General features: G+C 53.2%; 16 protein-coding genes. 8 read left to right on the top strand and 8 right to left on the bottom strand.

From position 1 onward, the window contains the following. Window positions 1–67 precede the first annotated feature (67 nt). Window positions 68–1,771, top strand: coding sequence for a SufS family cysteine desulfurase (locus KHS78_RS06280; protein ID WP_211826278.1), 1,704 nt, complete (start codon window positions 68–70; stop codon window positions 1,769–1,771). 4 nt (window positions 1,772–1,775) lie between these two features. On the opposite strand, the gene tcdA is transcribed toward KHS78_RS06280, so the two are convergent. Both tcdA and KHS78_RS06270 read right to left on the bottom strand, forming a co-directional pair. Continuing rightward, on the bottom strand, window positions 1,776–2,564 hold the full coding sequence (gene tcdA, locus KHS78_RS06275; RefSeq protein ID WP_211826270.1) for a tRNA cyclic N6-threonylcarbamoyladenosine(37) synthase TcdA: 789 nt from the start codon (window positions 2,562–2,564) through the stop codon (window positions 1,776–1,778). A gap of 81 nt (window positions 2,565–2,645) precedes the next feature. After that, on the bottom strand, window positions 2,646–3,440 hold the full coding sequence (locus KHS78_RS06270; RefSeq protein ID WP_211826267.1) for a DUF4344 domain-containing metallopeptidase: 795 nt from the start codon (window positions 3,438–3,440) through the stop codon (window positions 2,646–2,648). A gap of 397 nt (window positions 3,441–3,837) precedes the next feature. Between KHS78_RS06270 and speB the strand changes: the two genes are divergently transcribed. The 3 genes from speB to KHS78_RS06255 all read left to right on the top strand — a co-directional run bounded on the left by speB (window position 3,838) and on the right by KHS78_RS06255 (window position 5,506). After that, window positions 3,838–4,809 carry an agmatinase gene (gene speB, locus KHS78_RS06265; RefSeq protein ID WP_211826265.1) on the top strand — a complete coding sequence of 324 codons (972 nt, stop codon included), beginning with the start codon at window positions 3,838–3,840 and terminating at the stop codon, window positions 4,807–4,809. A gap of 160 nt (window positions 4,810–4,969) precedes the next feature. Further along, the gene (locus tag KHS78_RS06260; RefSeq protein WP_211826262.1) at window positions 4,970–5,224 is read left to right on the top strand and encodes a CBU_0592 family membrane protein; all 255 of its coding nucleotides are present in this window, start codon (window positions 4,970–4,972) and stop codon (window positions 5,222–5,224) included. 3 nt (window positions 5,225–5,227) lie between these two features. Beyond that, window positions 5,228–5,506: a CBU_0592 family membrane protein gene (locus KHS78_RS06255; RefSeq protein ID WP_211826259.1), complete on the top strand. Its 279-nt coding sequence runs from the start codon at window positions 5,228–5,230 to the stop codon at window positions 5,504–5,506. A 108-nt stretch (window positions 5,507–5,614) separates the two neighbouring features. Here the strand turns inward: KHS78_RS06255 and KHS78_RS06250 are convergent, their stop codons facing one another. Next, window positions 5,615–6,064, bottom strand: coding sequence for a PACE efflux transporter (locus KHS78_RS06250; RefSeq protein ID WP_211826256.1), 450 nt, complete (start codon window positions 6,062–6,064; stop codon window positions 5,615–5,617). A 106-nt stretch (window positions 6,065–6,170) separates the two neighbouring features. On the opposite strand from KHS78_RS06250, the gene KHS78_RS06245 reads away from it, so the two are divergent. Then, window positions 6,171–7,055, top strand: a complete 885-nt coding sequence (locus KHS78_RS06245; RefSeq protein WP_281417004.1) for a LysR family transcriptional regulator — start codon at window positions 6,171–6,173, stop codon at window positions 7,053–7,055. Window positions 7,056–7,441: 386 nt separating this feature from the next. Further along, window positions 7,442–8,569, top strand: a complete 1,128-nt coding sequence (locus KHS78_RS06240; protein WP_211826244.1) for an NAD(P)/FAD-dependent oxidoreductase — start codon at window positions 7,442–7,444, stop codon at window positions 8,567–8,569. A gap of 83 nt (window positions 8,570–8,652) precedes the next feature. On the opposite strand, the gene KHS78_RS06235 is transcribed toward KHS78_RS06240, so the two are convergent. Both KHS78_RS06235 and KHS78_RS06230 read right to left on the bottom strand, forming a co-directional pair. Next, a complete protein-coding gene (locus tag KHS78_RS06235; protein WP_211826241.1) occupies window positions 8,653–10,065 on the bottom strand; it encodes an L-serine ammonia-lyase in 1,413 nt (470 codons plus the stop codon). Between the two features lie 132 nt (window positions 10,066–10,197). Further along, window positions 10,198–11,481, bottom strand: a complete 1,284-nt coding sequence (locus tag KHS78_RS06230; RefSeq protein ID WP_211826233.1) for an amino acid permease — start codon at window positions 11,479–11,481, stop codon at window positions 10,198–10,200. Window positions 11,482–12,181: 700 nt separating this feature from the next. On the opposite strand from KHS78_RS06230, the gene KHS78_RS06225 reads away from it, so the two are divergent. Together KHS78_RS06225 and KHS78_RS06220 are read left to right on the top strand one after the other, a co-directional pair. After that, window positions 12,182–12,802, top strand: a complete 621-nt coding sequence (locus KHS78_RS06225; RefSeq protein ID WP_343216879.1) for a trimeric intracellular cation channel family protein — start codon at window positions 12,182–12,184, stop codon at window positions 12,800–12,802. A 119-nt stretch (window positions 12,803–12,921) separates the two neighbouring features. Then, window positions 12,922–13,662 carry a glutathione S-transferase N-terminal domain-containing protein gene (locus tag KHS78_RS06220; protein ID WP_211826226.1) on the top strand — a complete coding sequence of 247 codons (741 nt, stop codon included), beginning with the start codon at window positions 12,922–12,924 and terminating at the stop codon, window positions 13,660–13,662. A 57-nt stretch (window positions 13,663–13,719) separates the two neighbouring features. Here KHS78_RS06220 and KHS78_RS06215 read toward each other — a convergent pair whose 3' ends face one another. The 3 genes from KHS78_RS06215 to KHS78_RS06205 all read right to left on the bottom strand — a co-directional run bounded on the left by KHS78_RS06215 (window position 13,720) and on the right by KHS78_RS06205 (window position 17,505). After that, window positions 13,720–15,432, bottom strand: coding sequence for an AMP-binding protein (locus KHS78_RS06215; protein ID WP_211826224.1), 1,713 nt, complete (start codon window positions 15,430–15,432; stop codon window positions 13,720–13,722). A gap of 166 nt (window positions 15,433–15,598) precedes the next feature. After that, window positions 15,599–17,041 carry a WS/DGAT/MGAT family O-acyltransferase gene (locus KHS78_RS06210; RefSeq protein WP_211826221.1) on the bottom strand — a complete coding sequence of 481 codons (1,443 nt, stop codon included), beginning with the start codon at window positions 17,039–17,041 and terminating at the stop codon, window positions 15,599–15,601. A gap of 89 nt (window positions 17,042–17,130) precedes the next feature. Next, entirely contained in the window at window positions 17,131–17,505 is a 375-nt protein-coding gene (locus KHS78_RS06205; protein WP_211826220.1) for a phasin family protein, read from the bottom strand. Window positions 17,506–17,568 lie beyond the last annotated feature (63 nt).

Here is a 17,568-nt window from a genome sequence, read left to right as displayed (position 1 = left end):
ATGCAGGGGTTCCATGGTAAACTGTTGGGCTTCACCTATCCGCCATATACATGGGCAATGATCTTCCATGCGAGAACTCACTGAGCTGCGCGCCGAATTCCCCATCCTCCAGCAACGCGCCAACGGTTACCCCCTGATCTACCTCGATAATGCCGCCACCACACAGAAACCTGAGTGTGTCATCCGCGCGATCAGCGACTATTACCGCGAAGCCAACGCGAATGTCCATCGTGCCTCCCATTTCCTCAGCGCCAGGGCGACCCATGCCTTTGAAGATGCCCGTGACACGGTACGCCGCTTCCTCAATGCCGGCCACACGGATGAAATCATCTGGACCCGGGGTGCGACAGAGGCCATCAACCTGGTGGCCCACAGCTGGGGGCTCAGCGAGTTGAAAGCCGGCGATGAAGTCCTGATCTCAGCGATGGAGCATCACGCGAATATTGTGCCCTGGCAGCAGGTATGCCTGCTCACCGGCGCCCGCCTGAACGTCATCCCCATCCATCCCAATGGCGAACTGGATATGGACGCTTTCCGGCAACGGCTGGGGCCACAGACACGTCTGGTCAGCCTTTGCCAGGTCTCCAACGCCATTGGCACCGTGAACCCTGTCCTCGATATTATCAGGGAAGCCCATACCGTCGGTGCCCGTGTATTGATTGATGGATCCCAGGCCGTCGCCCATTACCCGGTGGATGTTCAGGCGCTGAACTGTGATTTTTATGTATTCTCCGGCCATAAGGTCTACGGCCCTACCGGCATTGGCGTCCTGTATGGCAAACGTGACCTGCTGCAAGCCATGCCGCCCTGGCAGACCGGCGGGGAAATGATTGAACGCGTCAGTTTTGAAGGCACCATATTCAATACACCGCCCTTCCGGTTTGAAGCCGGCACGCCGAACGTCGTCGGTGCCCTGGGGCTCGCAGCCGCTATTGATTTCCTAAACCAGTATGACCATGGCCAGATTCAGGCCAATGAGCAGTTCCTGCTTGCACAGGCGACAGAAGGACTTAATGCGATACCCGGCCTTCAGGTCATCGGTACGGCGCCACAGAAAACTTCGGTCATCTCGTTTGTGATGGAAGGGCTGCATAACCAGGATATCGGTACACTGCTCGACCAGCAGGGTATCGCGGTACGGACGGGCCACCATTGCACCATGCCATTGATGTCTGTTCTGAACCTCTCTGGCACCGTCAGGGCATCCATCGCCCTCTATAATACCGAGGCCGAAATCCAAACGTTCGTTGATGCCGTCGCCGCCCTGCAAAAAGACAGTCTGTCATTCACTATAGAACCCGAGCTTGCCGCAACAGCGGCAGCGACAATACCGGATGCATTTACCTATGAATCTCCCCAGGTTGCAGATACAGGCAACCTGATTGAAGCACTCCAAACATTGCGAGGCTGGCAGGAACGTTATCGCCACATCATGCTGTTGGGGAAAAAACTGCCCGCGTTACCTGATACCATGAAGCTGGAAGAAAACCGGCTCCATGGCTGTGAAAGTACCGTCTGGCTGCATCATTATTACGATGAAACGACCATGCGCCTCTATTTCGCCATCGACAGTGATGCCCGTATTGTCCGCGGACTGATCACCCTGATTCTTTCTGCATTGAATGGGCGAACACCCGAGACGATTGAAAACGTCGACATGGAAGTCTGCTTTGACCAGCTGGGGCTCATGCATCACCTGAGCCCTTCCAGGGGCAACGGTATCCGGGCCATCGTGAAAGAGATCCAGCTGACAGCCCACCGTTACCGTTAGCGTCTTATTTGGCTACCGTTGTTAACTTCTCGATAATCCGGGCAACAGCGACAAAACCAAACGTCGCTGTGACGACTGTCGCGGCGCCAAAACCACTGGCGCAGTCCATTTTCATGGAACCCGCAGCATCCGGCTTGGTCTGACAGACAGAACCGTCTGGCTGCGGGTAACGGGCTGCTTCCGTGGAAAAGACACATTCAACCGCAAAGCGTCGTTTTGGGTTCTTGGAGAAGTTGTGAAAACGCCGTAACTGATCCTTGACCTTACGCGACAACGGGTCCTGAACAGTTTTGGTCAGGTCTGCCACTTGGATTTTCAGGGGATCGACCTGCCCGCCCGCACCACCAGTCGTAATGATCTTGATCTTATTGCGCTTACAGTGGGCAATCAGCGCCGCCTTGGCCCGGAAGCTATCAATGGCATCCAGCACGTAGTCAAAACGCTTGTCGATCAACTCGCCGACATTCTCCGGGGTCACAAAGTCATCCACCGTATGGACAACACATTCCGGATTGATCTGCCGGATACGTTCGGCCATCACCTCCGTTTTGTCCTGACCAATCGTGTTGGCCAACGCATGAAGCTGACGGTTGGTATTGGTGACGCAGATATCATCCAGATCAATCAGGGTAATCTCCCCAACTGCCGACCGGGCCAGTGCTTCCGCCGCCCAGGAACCGACACCACCAATGCCGATCACACACACATGGGCGCGACTCAGCCGCTCGGTCGCCTCAACGCCATACAGACGACGGGTTCCGCCGAAGCGCTGATCAAAGCTGTCTGAAGACATGAAAACAGAACTCGCAGGTATCAAAAGGCCGGCATTATATCAGGCAGAAACAGAATACGAGCCATCCGGCGACACAGGTTGTTATGGTTGATGGGATTGTCTGGCGGCTTTTATCTGAGAACCTTGCTGATAAGGCGCCAGCAATGCATCCCAGCCAGCCGACAGCGCATCATATTCATCAATACAAAGCTCTCGACGATCCTGATCAATCTCTGCATCTTCCATCAAGCTGGTGTACTTATCTGGATCACTGCCATAGATATGACAAAGCGTTGTGTAATAACGCTGAGCATCCAGGCTGTGCTCGTCCCAGAAGTCAGGCTCTTCCAATATCTCGTAATCTTCGCTTTCCAGTGCAAACATGTCTGCAGCCGTCAACGCAATGTCCTGACCATTTTCAAATCGCTCAATCAAGAGCAACGTTGCAAGACTGTCAGCTGCATCCTCCTCTTTCACTACCACAGGGAGTTTATTCATACTGATAATGGCATGGCCAAATTCATGCAACAGTGTATGGGCCAGTACATCCAGTGCTGCATTTTGGGAAGTCACGCCGGTTTCTAGATAGTTTGCGCTTTCAAACCGTTCCATGGCCTCAGCAAAGAAGTCGTAAGGAATCAGAATGGTGTGCGTTTCAGGGGCGTAAGCCGGATCATCGTCTCCTCCGAACTGTATCGTCAAGCGTTCAGATAAACGGTAACGCTCACGCATCAACTTGATGACCTCCTGCACCAGAAGCGATTGCGCAATCACCTGTTTTATCGCTTGCGTCTCAGGATCCGATGTTGGCAAGAAGCGAACCTGTACCGCATTACCGGCCAATACCAGGCCAGAAACAAAGATGCAACAGATCGCAGAAACAAACCTTCTTATCACCAGTATTACCCGTCATACCTTCACTACAGCCTCAATTTTACATCAGCTTTCATGGTTTCATTGCCAATCCGTCAGCAGCTTCACGATGAACAGCCAACAGGAAAGGTGCTGTGACCGAATACTTTGATCAATGATTGTGCTCAACAAAACGCAGTAGAGACCAGACGCTGATCATCAACTCATAGGCCGCTCATATTGTTTGCCTTGCAGGTTTCACCTAGACGAAAGAGAAACAATCAGGATGTGCCGAGCTATTCATGCACCAGCCTGAATACATCAATAATCTCGATATAAGCTTCCAGTACCGGCTATGTAACAGCGCTGTCCCCCTCCCTAGAATCCAATACCAACAGACTACAGACCCACAAACAGTCTGCTTACTAACGAGGGAATTCACATGTCAGAGAATGCGTACGATAGCGGTCGCCTGAACCTGCCTTTTGTCGGACACTGCACCTTCGCCAAGTCTCCCATCTGCCTGGACTGGGATAACATCGACGCAGACGTCGCCATCCTTGGTGTTCCAAATGACATGGGTACCCAGTGGCGCAGTGGTGCCCGCTTCGGGCCTCGTTCCATTCGTGAAGCCTCCACCCTGTTCTCCTTTGGCCATGGCGGCGCTTACGATCACGAAGACGACACCCTGTACCTGACCCAGGAAGACGTGCGCATGGTTGACGTCGGTGATGCCGACATCGTGCACACCGACATGAACAAGAGCCACGCCAACACCAAGGCGGCAGTGAAAAAGATTCTGGAACAGGGCGCCATGCCGATCATTCTCGGTGGCGACCACTCTATCAACTACCCCTGTCTGGCTGCCTTTGAAGATCGTGGCCCAATCCACGTCATTCACTTTGATGCGCACCTTGATTTCGTGAATGAACGCCACGGTGTCCGTTACGGTCACGGCAACCCGCTGCGTCGAGCCTCGGAATCCAGTCATATCTCCGGCATGACCCAGATGGGCATCCGCAACGTTTCTTCCTCCAGCCGCTCTGACTATGACGACGCCCGCGCCGCCGGCTCTGACATCATGTCTGTTCGCCAAGTCCGTGAAATGGGTACCGCAGAAGTCCTGTCCCGCATTCCGGATCGTGACCAGTACTACATCACCCTGGATATTGACTGCTTCTGCCCTTCCATCGCCCCCGGTACCGGCACACCAAGCCATGGTGGTTTCCAGTACTATGAAGTCCTCGAAATCATCAAGGGACTGACCCGCAAAGGCAATATTGTGGGTATGGATCTGGTTGAAGTGGCACCGGCTTATGACCCGGCCGGTGTGACCTCAATCCTTGCCGCCCAGGTGCTGATGAACAGCATCGGTTTCATTTTCCACGAACGTGCCCTGAAGAAACAGCAATAAGACTGATCTACGGATCAGTGGCACCGACCTCGCCGCTGATCCGTCACTGACCGCGACCTCAGGATGTCGGCAGAATGTGCAGAAAAAACTGGCATCAATACTCGCGGTTATCGTTCCAATGATGATCAACATTCATAACGGCGGTTATGGAGGGGGGAGTATGGAAACGATCAATCTGTTTTTTGTCTTCGGCATACTGGGGGCCATCGGTATTGTCGGTGCCTATTTTCTAATCCAGCTCGAAATTTATGCGGCCGAGCATGTTGTCACGCTATCACTGAATCTCGGTGGCGCCTTTCTGGTGCTTATCTCGCTGTACGATGGTTTTAACCTTGGCTCACTGGTCATCCAGCTGGTCTGGATTGTCATTGGCCTGGCAGGACTCTACAAAAAACTACAGACGAGGACAGTGTAAGCCATGGAAACGATCAATCTCTTCGCACTGGCAGGTGTTGTTGCAGCAATCTTTCATACCTGCGCCTATTTCCTGATACAGCTGGATATCATAAAACCCACCCATTACTCCACACTGTTCCTCAATTTGGGAGGCTCCGTCCTGTTTCTGATATCCCTGTCAGAGTCGTTCAACATTGGCTCCTTCCTGATCCAATGCTGCTGGTTCTGTATTGGTATCACCGCGTTGTATCGGAAATTGAAAGCCTCCTACTACTCCGCCAGAAGCAACGTGATGGCCTGATCCTTATGTCGTTACTTTGACTTTGACGCCTGCTGGGGGAAACTTGACCAAGGAAAGGCGCCATTGCCATAAACAAAGATGATCTCCATTATTAGCCCGACTATGGCGTTAGCCACGAGTCGGGCTCTGGATCGATAAACCGGCCTTCATGCGACGCTGACAGAAGGCCCGGAGCTGATCGTAGCTCCAATTAAAGATAATGGCATAGATCAGGAAAAAGATAATAAAGCCCAGATCAAGAAGCATTACCTCCCAGAAACCGGCCCGTAAATGCCACATCAAAAACGGGACAGTAAAGACCACCAATCCCATCTCAAAGCTGAAACCATGGAAAATTCGCAGCCCCAAGCCTCTTTGAATACGTTCCTGTCCAAACACGTTGTCAAAAGCCAGGTTAAACAGATAATTCCACACCATGGCAATGACGGCGAGGCTCACCACCATTGTTGCCATAGCGGCTGCTCCCTGCCCCGTTAATGCGCTACCCAGGGGAATAAGGATCACAAGGGCAACCATTTCAAACAGAACTGAATGGAAAATGCGTTCTTTTATCGTCATAAATTAACTCAAAAATATCGATTCACTCAAAAGATGAGAGTGTTTAATGAGCGATAATATCTTTTAGTCCGATACATAAAAGTTAGTAACCATCAGAAAAACCGATATGTATAGCCTTGAGCAGTTAAAGATGTTTGTACTGAGTGCCGAACTGGGATCTTTCTCAGCAGCAGCACGAAAACTCGAAAAAGCGCAATCTGCCGTTAGCCAGGGCATTGCCAACCTGGAGATCGATCTTGGCAACGAGCTCTTTTCCAGAACGGGCCGCTCCCCTGTCATCACAGCAGAAGGCCGTCGTCTATTGCCGCTGGCAAAAGCCATGCTAAGGCTTGATCATGATATGGAAAAAACCGCCAAATCACTGGCAGAAGGACACGAAGACGAATTAATGCTGGCGGTGGATGAAGCGTTAATGATCCCGGCAATGTCCCGGGTACTGACAGAGTTTGCCCATCACTTTCCTGCAACTGCCTTAAATATTCACACTGTTGCCAGTCCCGATGTCCATGCCATGGTTGCCGATGGCAAAGCTCAGTTAGGTTTGACGTTTGCTGATACTGGCATCCCCCCGAATGTTTCTACTTGCTACCTGGGTTCACTCCCCTTTGTTGTGGTGGCAAACCCGGAACATCCTTTGGCAAAACAGGAGCAGGTCGATGTTGATTGCCTGCAACATTACCGGCAACTCCTGGTTAAAGGATTTGATGGTTCAGGACTGGCCTATTTTCCATCACTTTCAACAGACATTTGGTGGACGAATACGTTTTACCTGTTACGAGAGTTAGCGCGACAAGGGCTTGGCTGGAGCTATGTTCCCCTGCATCTGGTAGAGCATGAGCTTGAGCAGGGATTACTTGTTCGCTTACCCATTAGCTTTGACCACAACCCCTGGCAAGCCCCTGTAGAACGGGTCATGGCTAAATACTCTTGTCCCGGGTTGGCGCTTGGCTGGTTAGCGGAAAAAGTAGCAGGCATTTTTTCTGATCATTAAGTGATGGGTGATGGGTGATGGGTGATGGGTGATGGGTGATGGGGAATACTATGACGTACCATCCCCCATTAATGATTCCGTAAAATGGCTACAAGCCCATCCTATGAAACGACAAAATCAACCTGCCACTAACTGCATATTTTCTTCCTGACAATCACCAACCAGAGCAGGATGCTCCATCCCTCGAACACACCCAGCATAAAACAGCCAGTCCCGGGCAGAATTCAGGTTGAAATAACCGTGAATCATTGATCCACTTATGCCAACGCTGCGACATTAATGGATTCGCTATTGCGTCTTCCCCTCTGCTGTTCTATTTATATCTCGCGCCTGAAGACAAACGACTGTAATAATCACGCTAGAATGGTTGCAGGATGAAGCCGGTCATGCCCAAACAACACGCTGACATTATCATTATTGGCGCAGGCATCGCCGGCGCTGGACTGGCAGCCATGATCGCAGGCGACAGAAAAGTCATCATCCTGGAAGCAGAAGACCACCCCGGTTATCACTCAACCGGACGTTCAGCGGCGGTCCTGATACAGAACTACGGCAACACCACCATCCGTGCGCTGACTCGCATCAGCCGGTCGTACCTTGAGCATCCGCCTGAGGGATTAAACAGCCATGCTCTGCTTCACACACGAGGCTGTCTTTTTACTGCAGCTGAAAACAATTGCGATGACATTAAAACGCTCATGCAGCAGGCTGAGGGATTAACAGCCGTCACGGCAGAAGAAGCCCAGGCAATGATTCCCGCCCTGAAGCCGGATGCCGTTCATATGGCAGCTTATGAGGCCGCTGCGGCGGATATTGATGTGGCGGCATTGCATCAGGGCTGGTTACGGATGGCTAAAATGTCAGGCGCTGAGCTAAACGTCCGTGAACGCGTAAAAACCATAAAACGTACTCACAATCTATGGCAGCTTGAAACGGATCGCCATGCCTACACAGCCCCTGTGATTGTTAACGCTGCGGGCGCCTGGGCAGACCCGGTTGCCCGCATGGCCGGCGTGAAGCCGGCAGGCATTGTGCCCAAACGGCGCAGTATCGCGATACTCCCTGAACCAGCACATTACCATGCCAGTGATTGGCCCATCTTCGGCAACGTCAATGATACCTGGTACTGCAAGCCGGAAACCGGTCGGTTGCTTGTATCACCTGCCGATGAAGATCCCGTCGAACCCATGGATGCCTATGTGGATGATTTAGTGCTGGCAGAGGGCCTGCACCGATTTGAGCAGGCTGTGGATTTTCCCGTATCGCGCATTGAAGGTAGCTGGGCAGGCCTTCGCTCGTTTGCACCCGACAATACGCCTGTGGTTGGTTTTGCACCCGATGCAGACGGTTTCTTCTGGCTGGCAGGACAAGGGGGATACGGTATTCAGACAGCACCAGCCATTTCACAGCTGGCTGCAGTACTCATCACGGGTGCAAGGCCGGCAAGCAGTTTTTCTTCTGACATCCTTGCATCAATATCACCGAATCGGTTTATAGAAAATAGAACTTACTAAGAAGCGTCAGAATGATTGGACGATGTCCATAAAACACAAAGCCCCGCGTATCGCGGGGCTTTGTAGAACATCCTAACCTTCTATCAGGCTACTTGCTGCTTTTTTGCGTAAAGTGCTAGACCACCCAGAGAGGTTTCACGGTACTTGGCTTGGATATCCAGCCCCGTGCGGTACATGGTCTCGATAACACTATCCAGGGATACTTCATGGCTACCGTCACCACGTAGCGCCATACGGGTAGCCGTGATCGCCTTGATCGCCGCCATGCCGTTACGCTCGATGCAGGGTACCTGTACCAGACCGGCAATCGGGTCGCAGGTCATGCCCAGGTTGTGCTCCATGCCGATCTCAGCAGCATTCTCGACTTGGTGAATATTACCGCCCAGTACAGCCGCCAGTGCACCCGCTGCCATGGAGCAGGCACTGCCCACTTCCGCCTGGCAACCGGCTTCAGCACCAGAGATAGACGCATTCATCTTGTACAGCATGCCGATGGCACCGGCAGTGGCCAGGAAGTCACGAACGCCCTTCTGGTCCGCACCTTTGGTGAAACGGGTGTAGTACGCGATTACCGCGGGGATAACACCGGCCGCACCGTTAGTTGGTGCCGTCACCACGCGACCACCGCAAGCGTTTTCTTCATTGACCGCCATCGCGAACAGGGTCACCCAGTCCATGATGACAAAGTGATCGGTCAGCATGGCTTCCGGATTGGACATCAGGGTCTTGTGAGTCATGGAGGCACGACGCTTGATACCGCTGACAGGCAGAATACCTTCCATCCGCATACCGCGATCGATGCAGTTACGCATGACATCCCAGATGGCGTCGATACGCTCGTTAACCAGCGCCATGTCACCACCGGCCAGCGCTTTTTCATTTTCCAGCGCCAGTTCCGCGATAGTCATGTTGTGCTCTTGGCACAGTTCCAGCATTTCAGCCGCATTCTTGAACGGATAAGGAACAGCCGGCGCACCACTGACCGGGGCCTCTGTACCGTTCTGCTTGTTCTTGTCGTTGAACTCATCCGCACAGACAACAAAGCCACCGCCAACAGACAGGTAAGTCTTGTAATACACAACAATGCCGTTCGCGTCAGACGCATAGATGCGCATGGCATTGGGGTGCTCAGGCAGGGTTTCGCCGTAGTGGAAAATCATCTGGGTGTCGTAGTTGTAGGCAATCTCACGCTCACCCGCCAGGTTCAGCGTACCGCTGTCCTTGATCTGTTCGTAAATCTTGTCGGCCTCGTCAGGATTGATGGTATCCGGACGAAGACCCGCCAGACCCAGCAAGGTCGCCTTGTCAGTACCATGACCGACACCGGTCAGCGCCAGGGAGCCATACAGACCGACACGCACAGAAGCGATCGTATCCAGCAGGCCTTTCTCGCGCAGATCAGACAGAAACCGATGACCAGCCCACATCGGACCAACAGTGTGGGAACTGGAAGGACCGATACCGATTTTGAAAATATCAAAGATACTGAGTGTCATAGTTATGAGGGGATGCTTACCAGGTCAATGAAGAGGGCAGTCTGCCGGTTTAAAGCGGCAGGGAACAGTGTGGGAGACCACAATATTCCTGAAAGATCCGCTATCCCGGGAGCCCGGGATAGCGGCAAAGAATTACAGCAGCTGAGAAGCGATGAAACCAGTGATCGCGATGGTACCCATCACTGCGGTGAAGATGTTCCAGGCAGAGTCATACTTGCGCATGGCCGGGATTTTCTTGGCCGCGTAAACCGGCATGATGAACAGGATCATGGCAATGATCGGTGCAACCATGGATTCGATCATACCCATCACGCTCACGTTGAAGTAGGCAACCGCCCAGACAACCAGAGTGATAAAGGCCATGGTGAAACGATCCAGCTTCTTGACATCAACCTTAGCATTCGGGTTCTTACCCTTGATGCGTTTGATTAACAGACCGTTCAGGCCTTCACGGGTACCCATGTAGTGGCCGAAGAAGGAAGAAGTGATCGCAACGATCGCAACAATCTGCGCCAGCCAGCCGAACAGGCCTGCATTACCGGTCTGAGCGAAGACGGACAGGATAGGCAGGTTGGCAGCTTTGGCAGCCAGCAGCTGTTCTGGAGACAGAGTCAGTACACAGCTGTAGACAAACAGCATGGTGAAACCCACCAGAACCAGCGCGGTACGCTTCAGGGTCTTGCTGGCCTGAGGCTCGGCGGCATCGCCCAGTTCTTTGCGGTAAGTCTGCGCAAAGGAAGAGATGGCCGGAGAGTGGTTAAAGGCAAAGACCAGTACCGGAATGGTCAGGAAGATGGTCTTAAAGAAGCTATCAACAGTCACAGGTGCATCAAACTGGGCACCGGTCCACTGCGGGATCAGGTACAGGGAAACACCGAACAGGATCGCAATCAGCGGATACACGATCGCATTGGTTACTTTCAGGATCAGGTTCTGACCACAGTTCATAACCGCTACCAGACCACCGACCAGCACCAGGCTCAGCAACCAGCGAGGCGGAACCGGCATGTGCAGCTGGTGTTCAATCAGGCTGCCCACGGTATTGGTGATACCGATGCCGTAGATCATGAGGATCGGGAAGATCGCCATAAAGTAGCCGAAGGTGATGATGGAACCGGCTTTGGGACCGAAGTGTTCTTCAACCACGTCAGTGATGTCACCGTCACGCTTGCTGCCAGACAGCACGAAACGGGTCAGGCCTCGGTGAGCCAGGAAAGTCATGGGGCCAATCAGCAGAGTCATTGCGATCAGAGGCCAGATGCCACCGAGACCGGCATTGATAGGCAGAAACAGTACACCGGCGCCGATAGCGGTGCCGAAGAGTGCCAGCGTCCATTCTGTATCACGTTTGGTCCAGCTTTTCGCGCTTTCGGCGCCGGAAGCGGCGTAACCTTGAACGACATCCTGTTGGGCCATGCAATCTCTCTCCGCAGGCAATTAATGCCTGTAACTTTTCGAGGGGAAACCGGCATGCGCATAGAGGGGCTAGCGGCATGTCCGGGGGCAAAATTCAGGCCGCTGACTGTACGGATTTCGTTCAATCAAAGTATTGATTTAGTCCTCTTTTTTTTGCCGGATTTTATGATTACTGTCGCGCGCGTTGCATTTTCAACACAGACTAGAACAGTCGTACATACCGAAATAGAGGTTATAAGGAAACGAAAAAAAGTTCTGAAGGGAGAAAATTTGATCGCAGTACAGCCCCTTGCACTGCGATCAGGAGAGAGAAACCGTAAAGGTTTGTGAACGTGGGCTAGTTTATCCTGCAAGCTGCAAATGTCAACGCAAAAATTAAACTTGAGTTGAACTTGTCAACTTAACCCACACACACTCAACTTCAGTTGATCAAAAAGCACTCAACCCGCCTAAACCATAGCTCAGCACCGGAAAAATGCGTATGGGGTTTTGCCTAGCACCTCCCTACAATCACGCATAACTCAGGTACAGCAGGCATTCACACCTTCCTGAGCAACAACCGGCAACACGCCTTTACAGGCTACCAAACGCGATGTGAACAGAAGCTGAACAAAACAGCCCCGTACATTGCCATTAGAAGAGCCGGTGTCCGGATACCCAATTCCAACCTTATTGAAACGACAATAGCAGGAGATCGCACGTGCTGTTGCTGACGCTCTATATTATTGGCATCACTGCCGAAGCCATGACAGGCGCCCTCTCTGCCGGGCGGAAGCAGATGGATACCTTTGGCGTGATTATTATTGCCTGCGTCACGGCACTGGGCGGCGGTTCAGTCCGTGACGTCTTGCTGGGCAGTTATCCGCTAACCTGGGTGGGCCACCCTGAGTATATGGTGATTACCAGCGTTGCGGCGGTTGTCACGATTGCTATTGCGCCGGTGTTCCGCTATCTGCGTAAACTGTTCCTGATGCTGGATGCCATCGGCCTGGTAACCTTTGCCATTATCGCTACCCAGAAAACCCTGGACTTGGGCCACGGCATCATCATTGCGTCTATCATGGCGGTTGTGACAGGGGTCTTTGGCGGCGTACTGCGGGATATTCTCTGTAACGATGTCCCACTGGTGTTCAGAAAAGAAATATACGGCAGTATCGCCCTGATGGTTGCCCTGCTGTATCACTCACTGACATCCCTGCTGCATGTACCCATGGACTATGCGGTGATCATCACCCTGGTGGCAGGTGTACTGGTTCGTATTGCAGCGATTGGCTTCAAACTGGATATGCCGCAATTCAAGTACAACTCACCGGAACACTAAGCCCATCCAGACTCACGCCATGCTGCAGCATGGCGTCGTGAAAACAATCGTAAACTGCCGTTTTCATTGGAAAGAACTCCTGTCACCATACGCAGAAAATGACCTGGCAGGAGTGTACCATGCTGTTTGATCTCGTTTCCTCGACCCTGGCGTCCAGCGCCCGCTTCTGGCAGGGCACCGCCGCCAGTCGAACCACCCGGCAACCAGAACTCACCATCGCGCTTTACGATCGCGAAGGCTGCTCAAACTGTCGCCCTGTACGTGAAGCGCTGACTGCATTGAACCTGAATGTATTGATCATGCCCTGCCCTAAAGGCGGCAAACGCTTTGCGGATAAACTGGCGGGACATCAACCGCCGCTGCTGGTTGATTTGAATACAGAAACGACACTCACCGGTCCCGAACGCATCATTGAATACCTCTACGCCGAGTATCTCGACGAGAAGCCGCCCCTGCCGGTACGGGTAACCCCACTGAACCATATCAGTTCAACGCTAGCCTCAACACTGCGATTGAATGCAGGTACGCGCTGCCGCCCTTCGCAAGCACCGGAGCAACCTCTAACGCTGTACAGTTTTGAATCAAGCCCCTATTCCCGCCCTGTGCGCGAACGGTTATGTGAACTGGAAATCCCCTATCACCTGATCAACCTGGGCAAACAGCAGATCGCCGACCTTGGCCCTGCCAAATGCCACTTTACCCTGGGTGCCTACAAGCCTTTACCCGACACCAAACGTAGCCAGTTTTTTGATGAGCACGGTAATGTGCAGGTGCCTTATCTGGTGGATCCGAATACCGATACCGAGTTATTCGAGTCACAAAAAATCATCCGCTACCTCAATCGCACCTACTGCTTATAAAGACAAAAACCACCGACACTCTTACAGCGTCGGTGGTTTTTATAGGCAGTATTCCAATCAGGCAGCTTGCAACTTTGCCAGCTCTTCTGCACGCAGGTCTTTTCGCAGAATTTTTCCTACCGGCGTCATGGGCAGCTCATCACGGAACTCAATCAGTCTCGGGACTTTATACGCCGTGAGCTGTTCACGGCAGTACTTATCCAGCACTTCCTTGGTCAAAGACTGATCACGTGCCACAACAAAAAGCTTCACTGCTTCACCGGTCTTACTATGGGGAACACCAATGACGGCACAACATTCCACCAGCTCGTGCCGGGACACCACATCCTCAATTTCATTGGGATACACATTGAAACCGGAAACCAGGACCATATCCTTCAGGCGGTCAACAATGCGGACAAAACCGTCTGGCTGGATAATTGCCACATCACCGGTTTTCAGCCAGCCGTCCTTATCCAGGACCTCTGCCGTCGCCTCAGCGCGCTGCCAGTAGCCCTTCATCACCTGCGGCCCCTTGACACACAACTCCCCACGCTCACCGATGGCGGTCTCATTCCCGTCGGCATCAATGGTCATCAGTACAGTATTGGGCATCGGCAAACCGACAGTCCCCTGCTGCACCAGATCACCCGCCGGGTTCATGCACACGGCCGGAGAACACTCCGTCAGGCCATAGGCTTCAGAGACAGTACTTCCGGTCACCTCTTTCCAGCGGTCAGCGGTATCGGCTGGCAGTGCGGTGCCACCGGACAGGGTGACCTTCAGCCCACTGAAATCACACGCCCTGAACTTCTCATGATTCATCAGGCTAACAAACAGTGTATTCAACCCAATGAATACCGTGAAACGCCAGGGCTGAATCATCTTGATAAATGTCGCCGTATCCCGGGGATTGCCGATCAGGATGCTGTGGTTACCCATTTCCACCATGGCCATCAAATGCACCGTGAAGGAATAAATGTGGTAAAGCGGCAGAGGCGCAACGATGATCTCTTCGCCTGGACGGTGAAGCGGTTGACCATCCGGCCCCGTCTGCTTCAGCATGGCCTTGGACTGCTGCATGTTGGCCACCATGTTCCGATGGGTCAGCATGGCGCCTTTGGCGACACCTGTCGTTCCACCCGTATACTGAAGGATGGCAACATCATCGGAATCCGGTGCTGGCGGGGCCACATAACGAGCCTTGGCACCTTGCTTGAGTACGCTGCGGAATCGTAGCGCATCCGGCAGGTCGTAGGGTGGCACCATCTTTTTCACATACTTCACCGTCGCATTGACCAGCAAACGCTTTGGCATGGGCAGCATATCGGCAAGGCTCGTGACAATGACGGTCTTGATCGGCGTCTCTGCCAGAATCTGTTCTACCAGGTGACCAAACACGTCCAGGCAAACCAGCACCTTCGCCCCGGAATCATTAAACTGATGATGCATTTCCCGAGCGGTGTAGAGTGGATTGGTGTTCACAATCACCAACCCAGCTTTTAACGCACCATAAACAGCAATGGGAAACTGCAGCAGGTTGGGCATCTGTATCGCAATACGATCCCCTGGCTTCAGGTCGGTATTCTGCTGCAGCCACGCTGCAAAGCAGGTGCTGTAATGATCAACATCCCTGAATGTCAGGGTATGACCAATGCCGGTAAACGCCGGCCGGCTGGCATTATTCCGGACGGATTCATTAAACACATCCAGAATTGAGTTGTACTCATCGGGGTTAATGCTGTCTGGTACGCCCGGGGCGCGCTTGCCATCCCAGAAACTGGTATCCATTGCTGTATCACTCTTCTTACTTTCTGATGAGCACACCGTCATACCGATACCTTAAGCAGACATTCCTGCCAGGTATCCTTACTTCAGTCTGCTGAAACCATGGGTCTTATTGTCAAGAACAGCTTCCCCCCTCTCGTTGAGAAAGCAGCCCCCTCGCTGCGGCCCCTCAGGACAACAGTTTTTTCAATTCGTTATACGACTGCCTTAGGCAGGCGGCATACAGTTCGGGATCCGGCAACATCCGCTGGCAACTGGTAAAGCTGATGCTCAGCGAGCCGCTGTAACTGAACACAATATGGAACAGGCCAACCGTGTCGTAGCAGGCCCCGGCGCCATAAAACGCCCGCATTTTTGATCCAGCCAGGTAAAGGGGAAACTGCGGCCCCGGCACATTGGTAATAACCGTGTTGAACACCGGCTGGAGATGGTCGGCCAGGTTAAAATGAACAGCCGCGCGCACCAGTGAGTGGGTCAGTGTCGTCGGCAACAATTGGCTCGACTCCATCACTGCCAGCCCATTCCTTTGCTCCAGGCGCTCTTTGCCTGTATGGGTGGTACGCACCACCTCCCGCAGACGCCTGACAGGATCCTCAATATCCGTATGAATCTGCGGGCACATCACACCAACATGGTTGCCATAGCTGTCGGCACTGTCGCGCCGGGCACCCAGCCCCGGATCAGGTCGCATGTTCACCGGAACCATCGCATTCAGACTGACGTCCGGCAGTTCACCCTTGCGAACCAGATAGCGGCGCAATGCGCCGGCAATCACCGTGACAATCACATCATTAACCGTGCTGCCCGGTACTAGGGTGCGCATGGCCTTGATGTCTTCAAGACCGAAGGTCACGGCATCAAATACCCGATGGGATGACAACTTACCGTTAAAACGGGTTTTCGGCGCACGCTGTCGACGCCCCTCTTCGGTCAGCAGTGCCGAAGCCAACTCTTTCATCAGGGGCAGTGCCTGACGGCCCAGCGTCCGGGTCTTGCCCAACAGGTTACCGGGCAGGCGCAGGGCGGCACGGGTGAGCATCTCCAGCCGGTTTGGCAGTCGATCCACAATCACGGGCGCCAACCGGTTCTCAACCGAAGAACCTTTCGGTGACAGGTCGTGCAGCGCGGCCATGATCTGGGTGCCCCGCACCCCATCAGCCAGCGCATGATGAATCTTGGTAATAACGGCGTAACAGCCGACAGGGAAACCCTCGACCCCATTCACCCCTTCCACCACATAGATTTCCCAAGGCGGACGACTCAGGTCCAGCGGACTGGCATGCAGACGGGCTGCCAGCTCACGCAGCTGTTTCCAGCTACCGGGTTTTGGCAGGGCAATGTGTTGCAGATGGAAACTCAGGTCGAAATTCGGGTCGCTGATCCAGCGGGGAAAATCCAGTCCGAACGGCGCACTGACATGACGTTGCCGCATCACCGGCACCTGCGTCATGCGTCGTTCAAAATTCGAGAGAAAGACATTGAAATCAAACCGACCTTCAGCAGAGGTCGATGGGTCGTAAATCGCCAGACACCCCACATGCATGGGTGTTGTATCTGTTTCCAGGTTCAGAAACAGCGTATCAAGCGCTGATAAGTGTCCGGTGGTGACCATGCGGGTATCTTGCTTAGCGTCTATCCGACCCGTTACATCAACAGGTACTTGTCAAACCAGCGAGGCGCTGACGCGCCCCGCTGTTTACCTTAACCAGCCTTGGCAGCGGTTTTCGGTGCAGTCTTGGCAGCAGGCTTCTCAGCAGCTTCCTTGGCAGACGCTTCCACTTCGGTCAGCGCCTTGACCGCCAGGGTCAGCTCTTCGATCTGCTTGGACAGGACTTCTTTCTCTTCGTCAGTCTGCTCTGACTCAGGCAGCAGGGAAGAACGAACCTTACCCAGGGTATCGGTCATCTTGCCCATCAGCTTTTCGCGGGTTTCGTCGATCTTGTCGGAGTAACGATCACGCAGGTCATCGCCTTCAACAACCAGGTCTTCGAACAGTTTCTTGCCTTCCTGACCCATTTTTTCGTAACGGCCGTAAGCGCCCAGACCAGCCAACCACATTTTTTCGTAAACTTTCATTTCAAATCACCTTTTTGGTTCGCCCTAAGCGGCGACATTATTTCCCAACCGTCATTGACACGA

The organism is Kistimonas asteriae (genome assembly GCF_018263925.1).
In the GTDB taxonomy this organism is placed as follows: Bacteria; Pseudomonadota; Gammaproteobacteria; order Pseudomonadales; family Endozoicomonadaceae; genus Kistimonas; species Kistimonas asteriae.
This window is presented reverse-complemented; position numbering and strand designations above follow the sequence as displayed.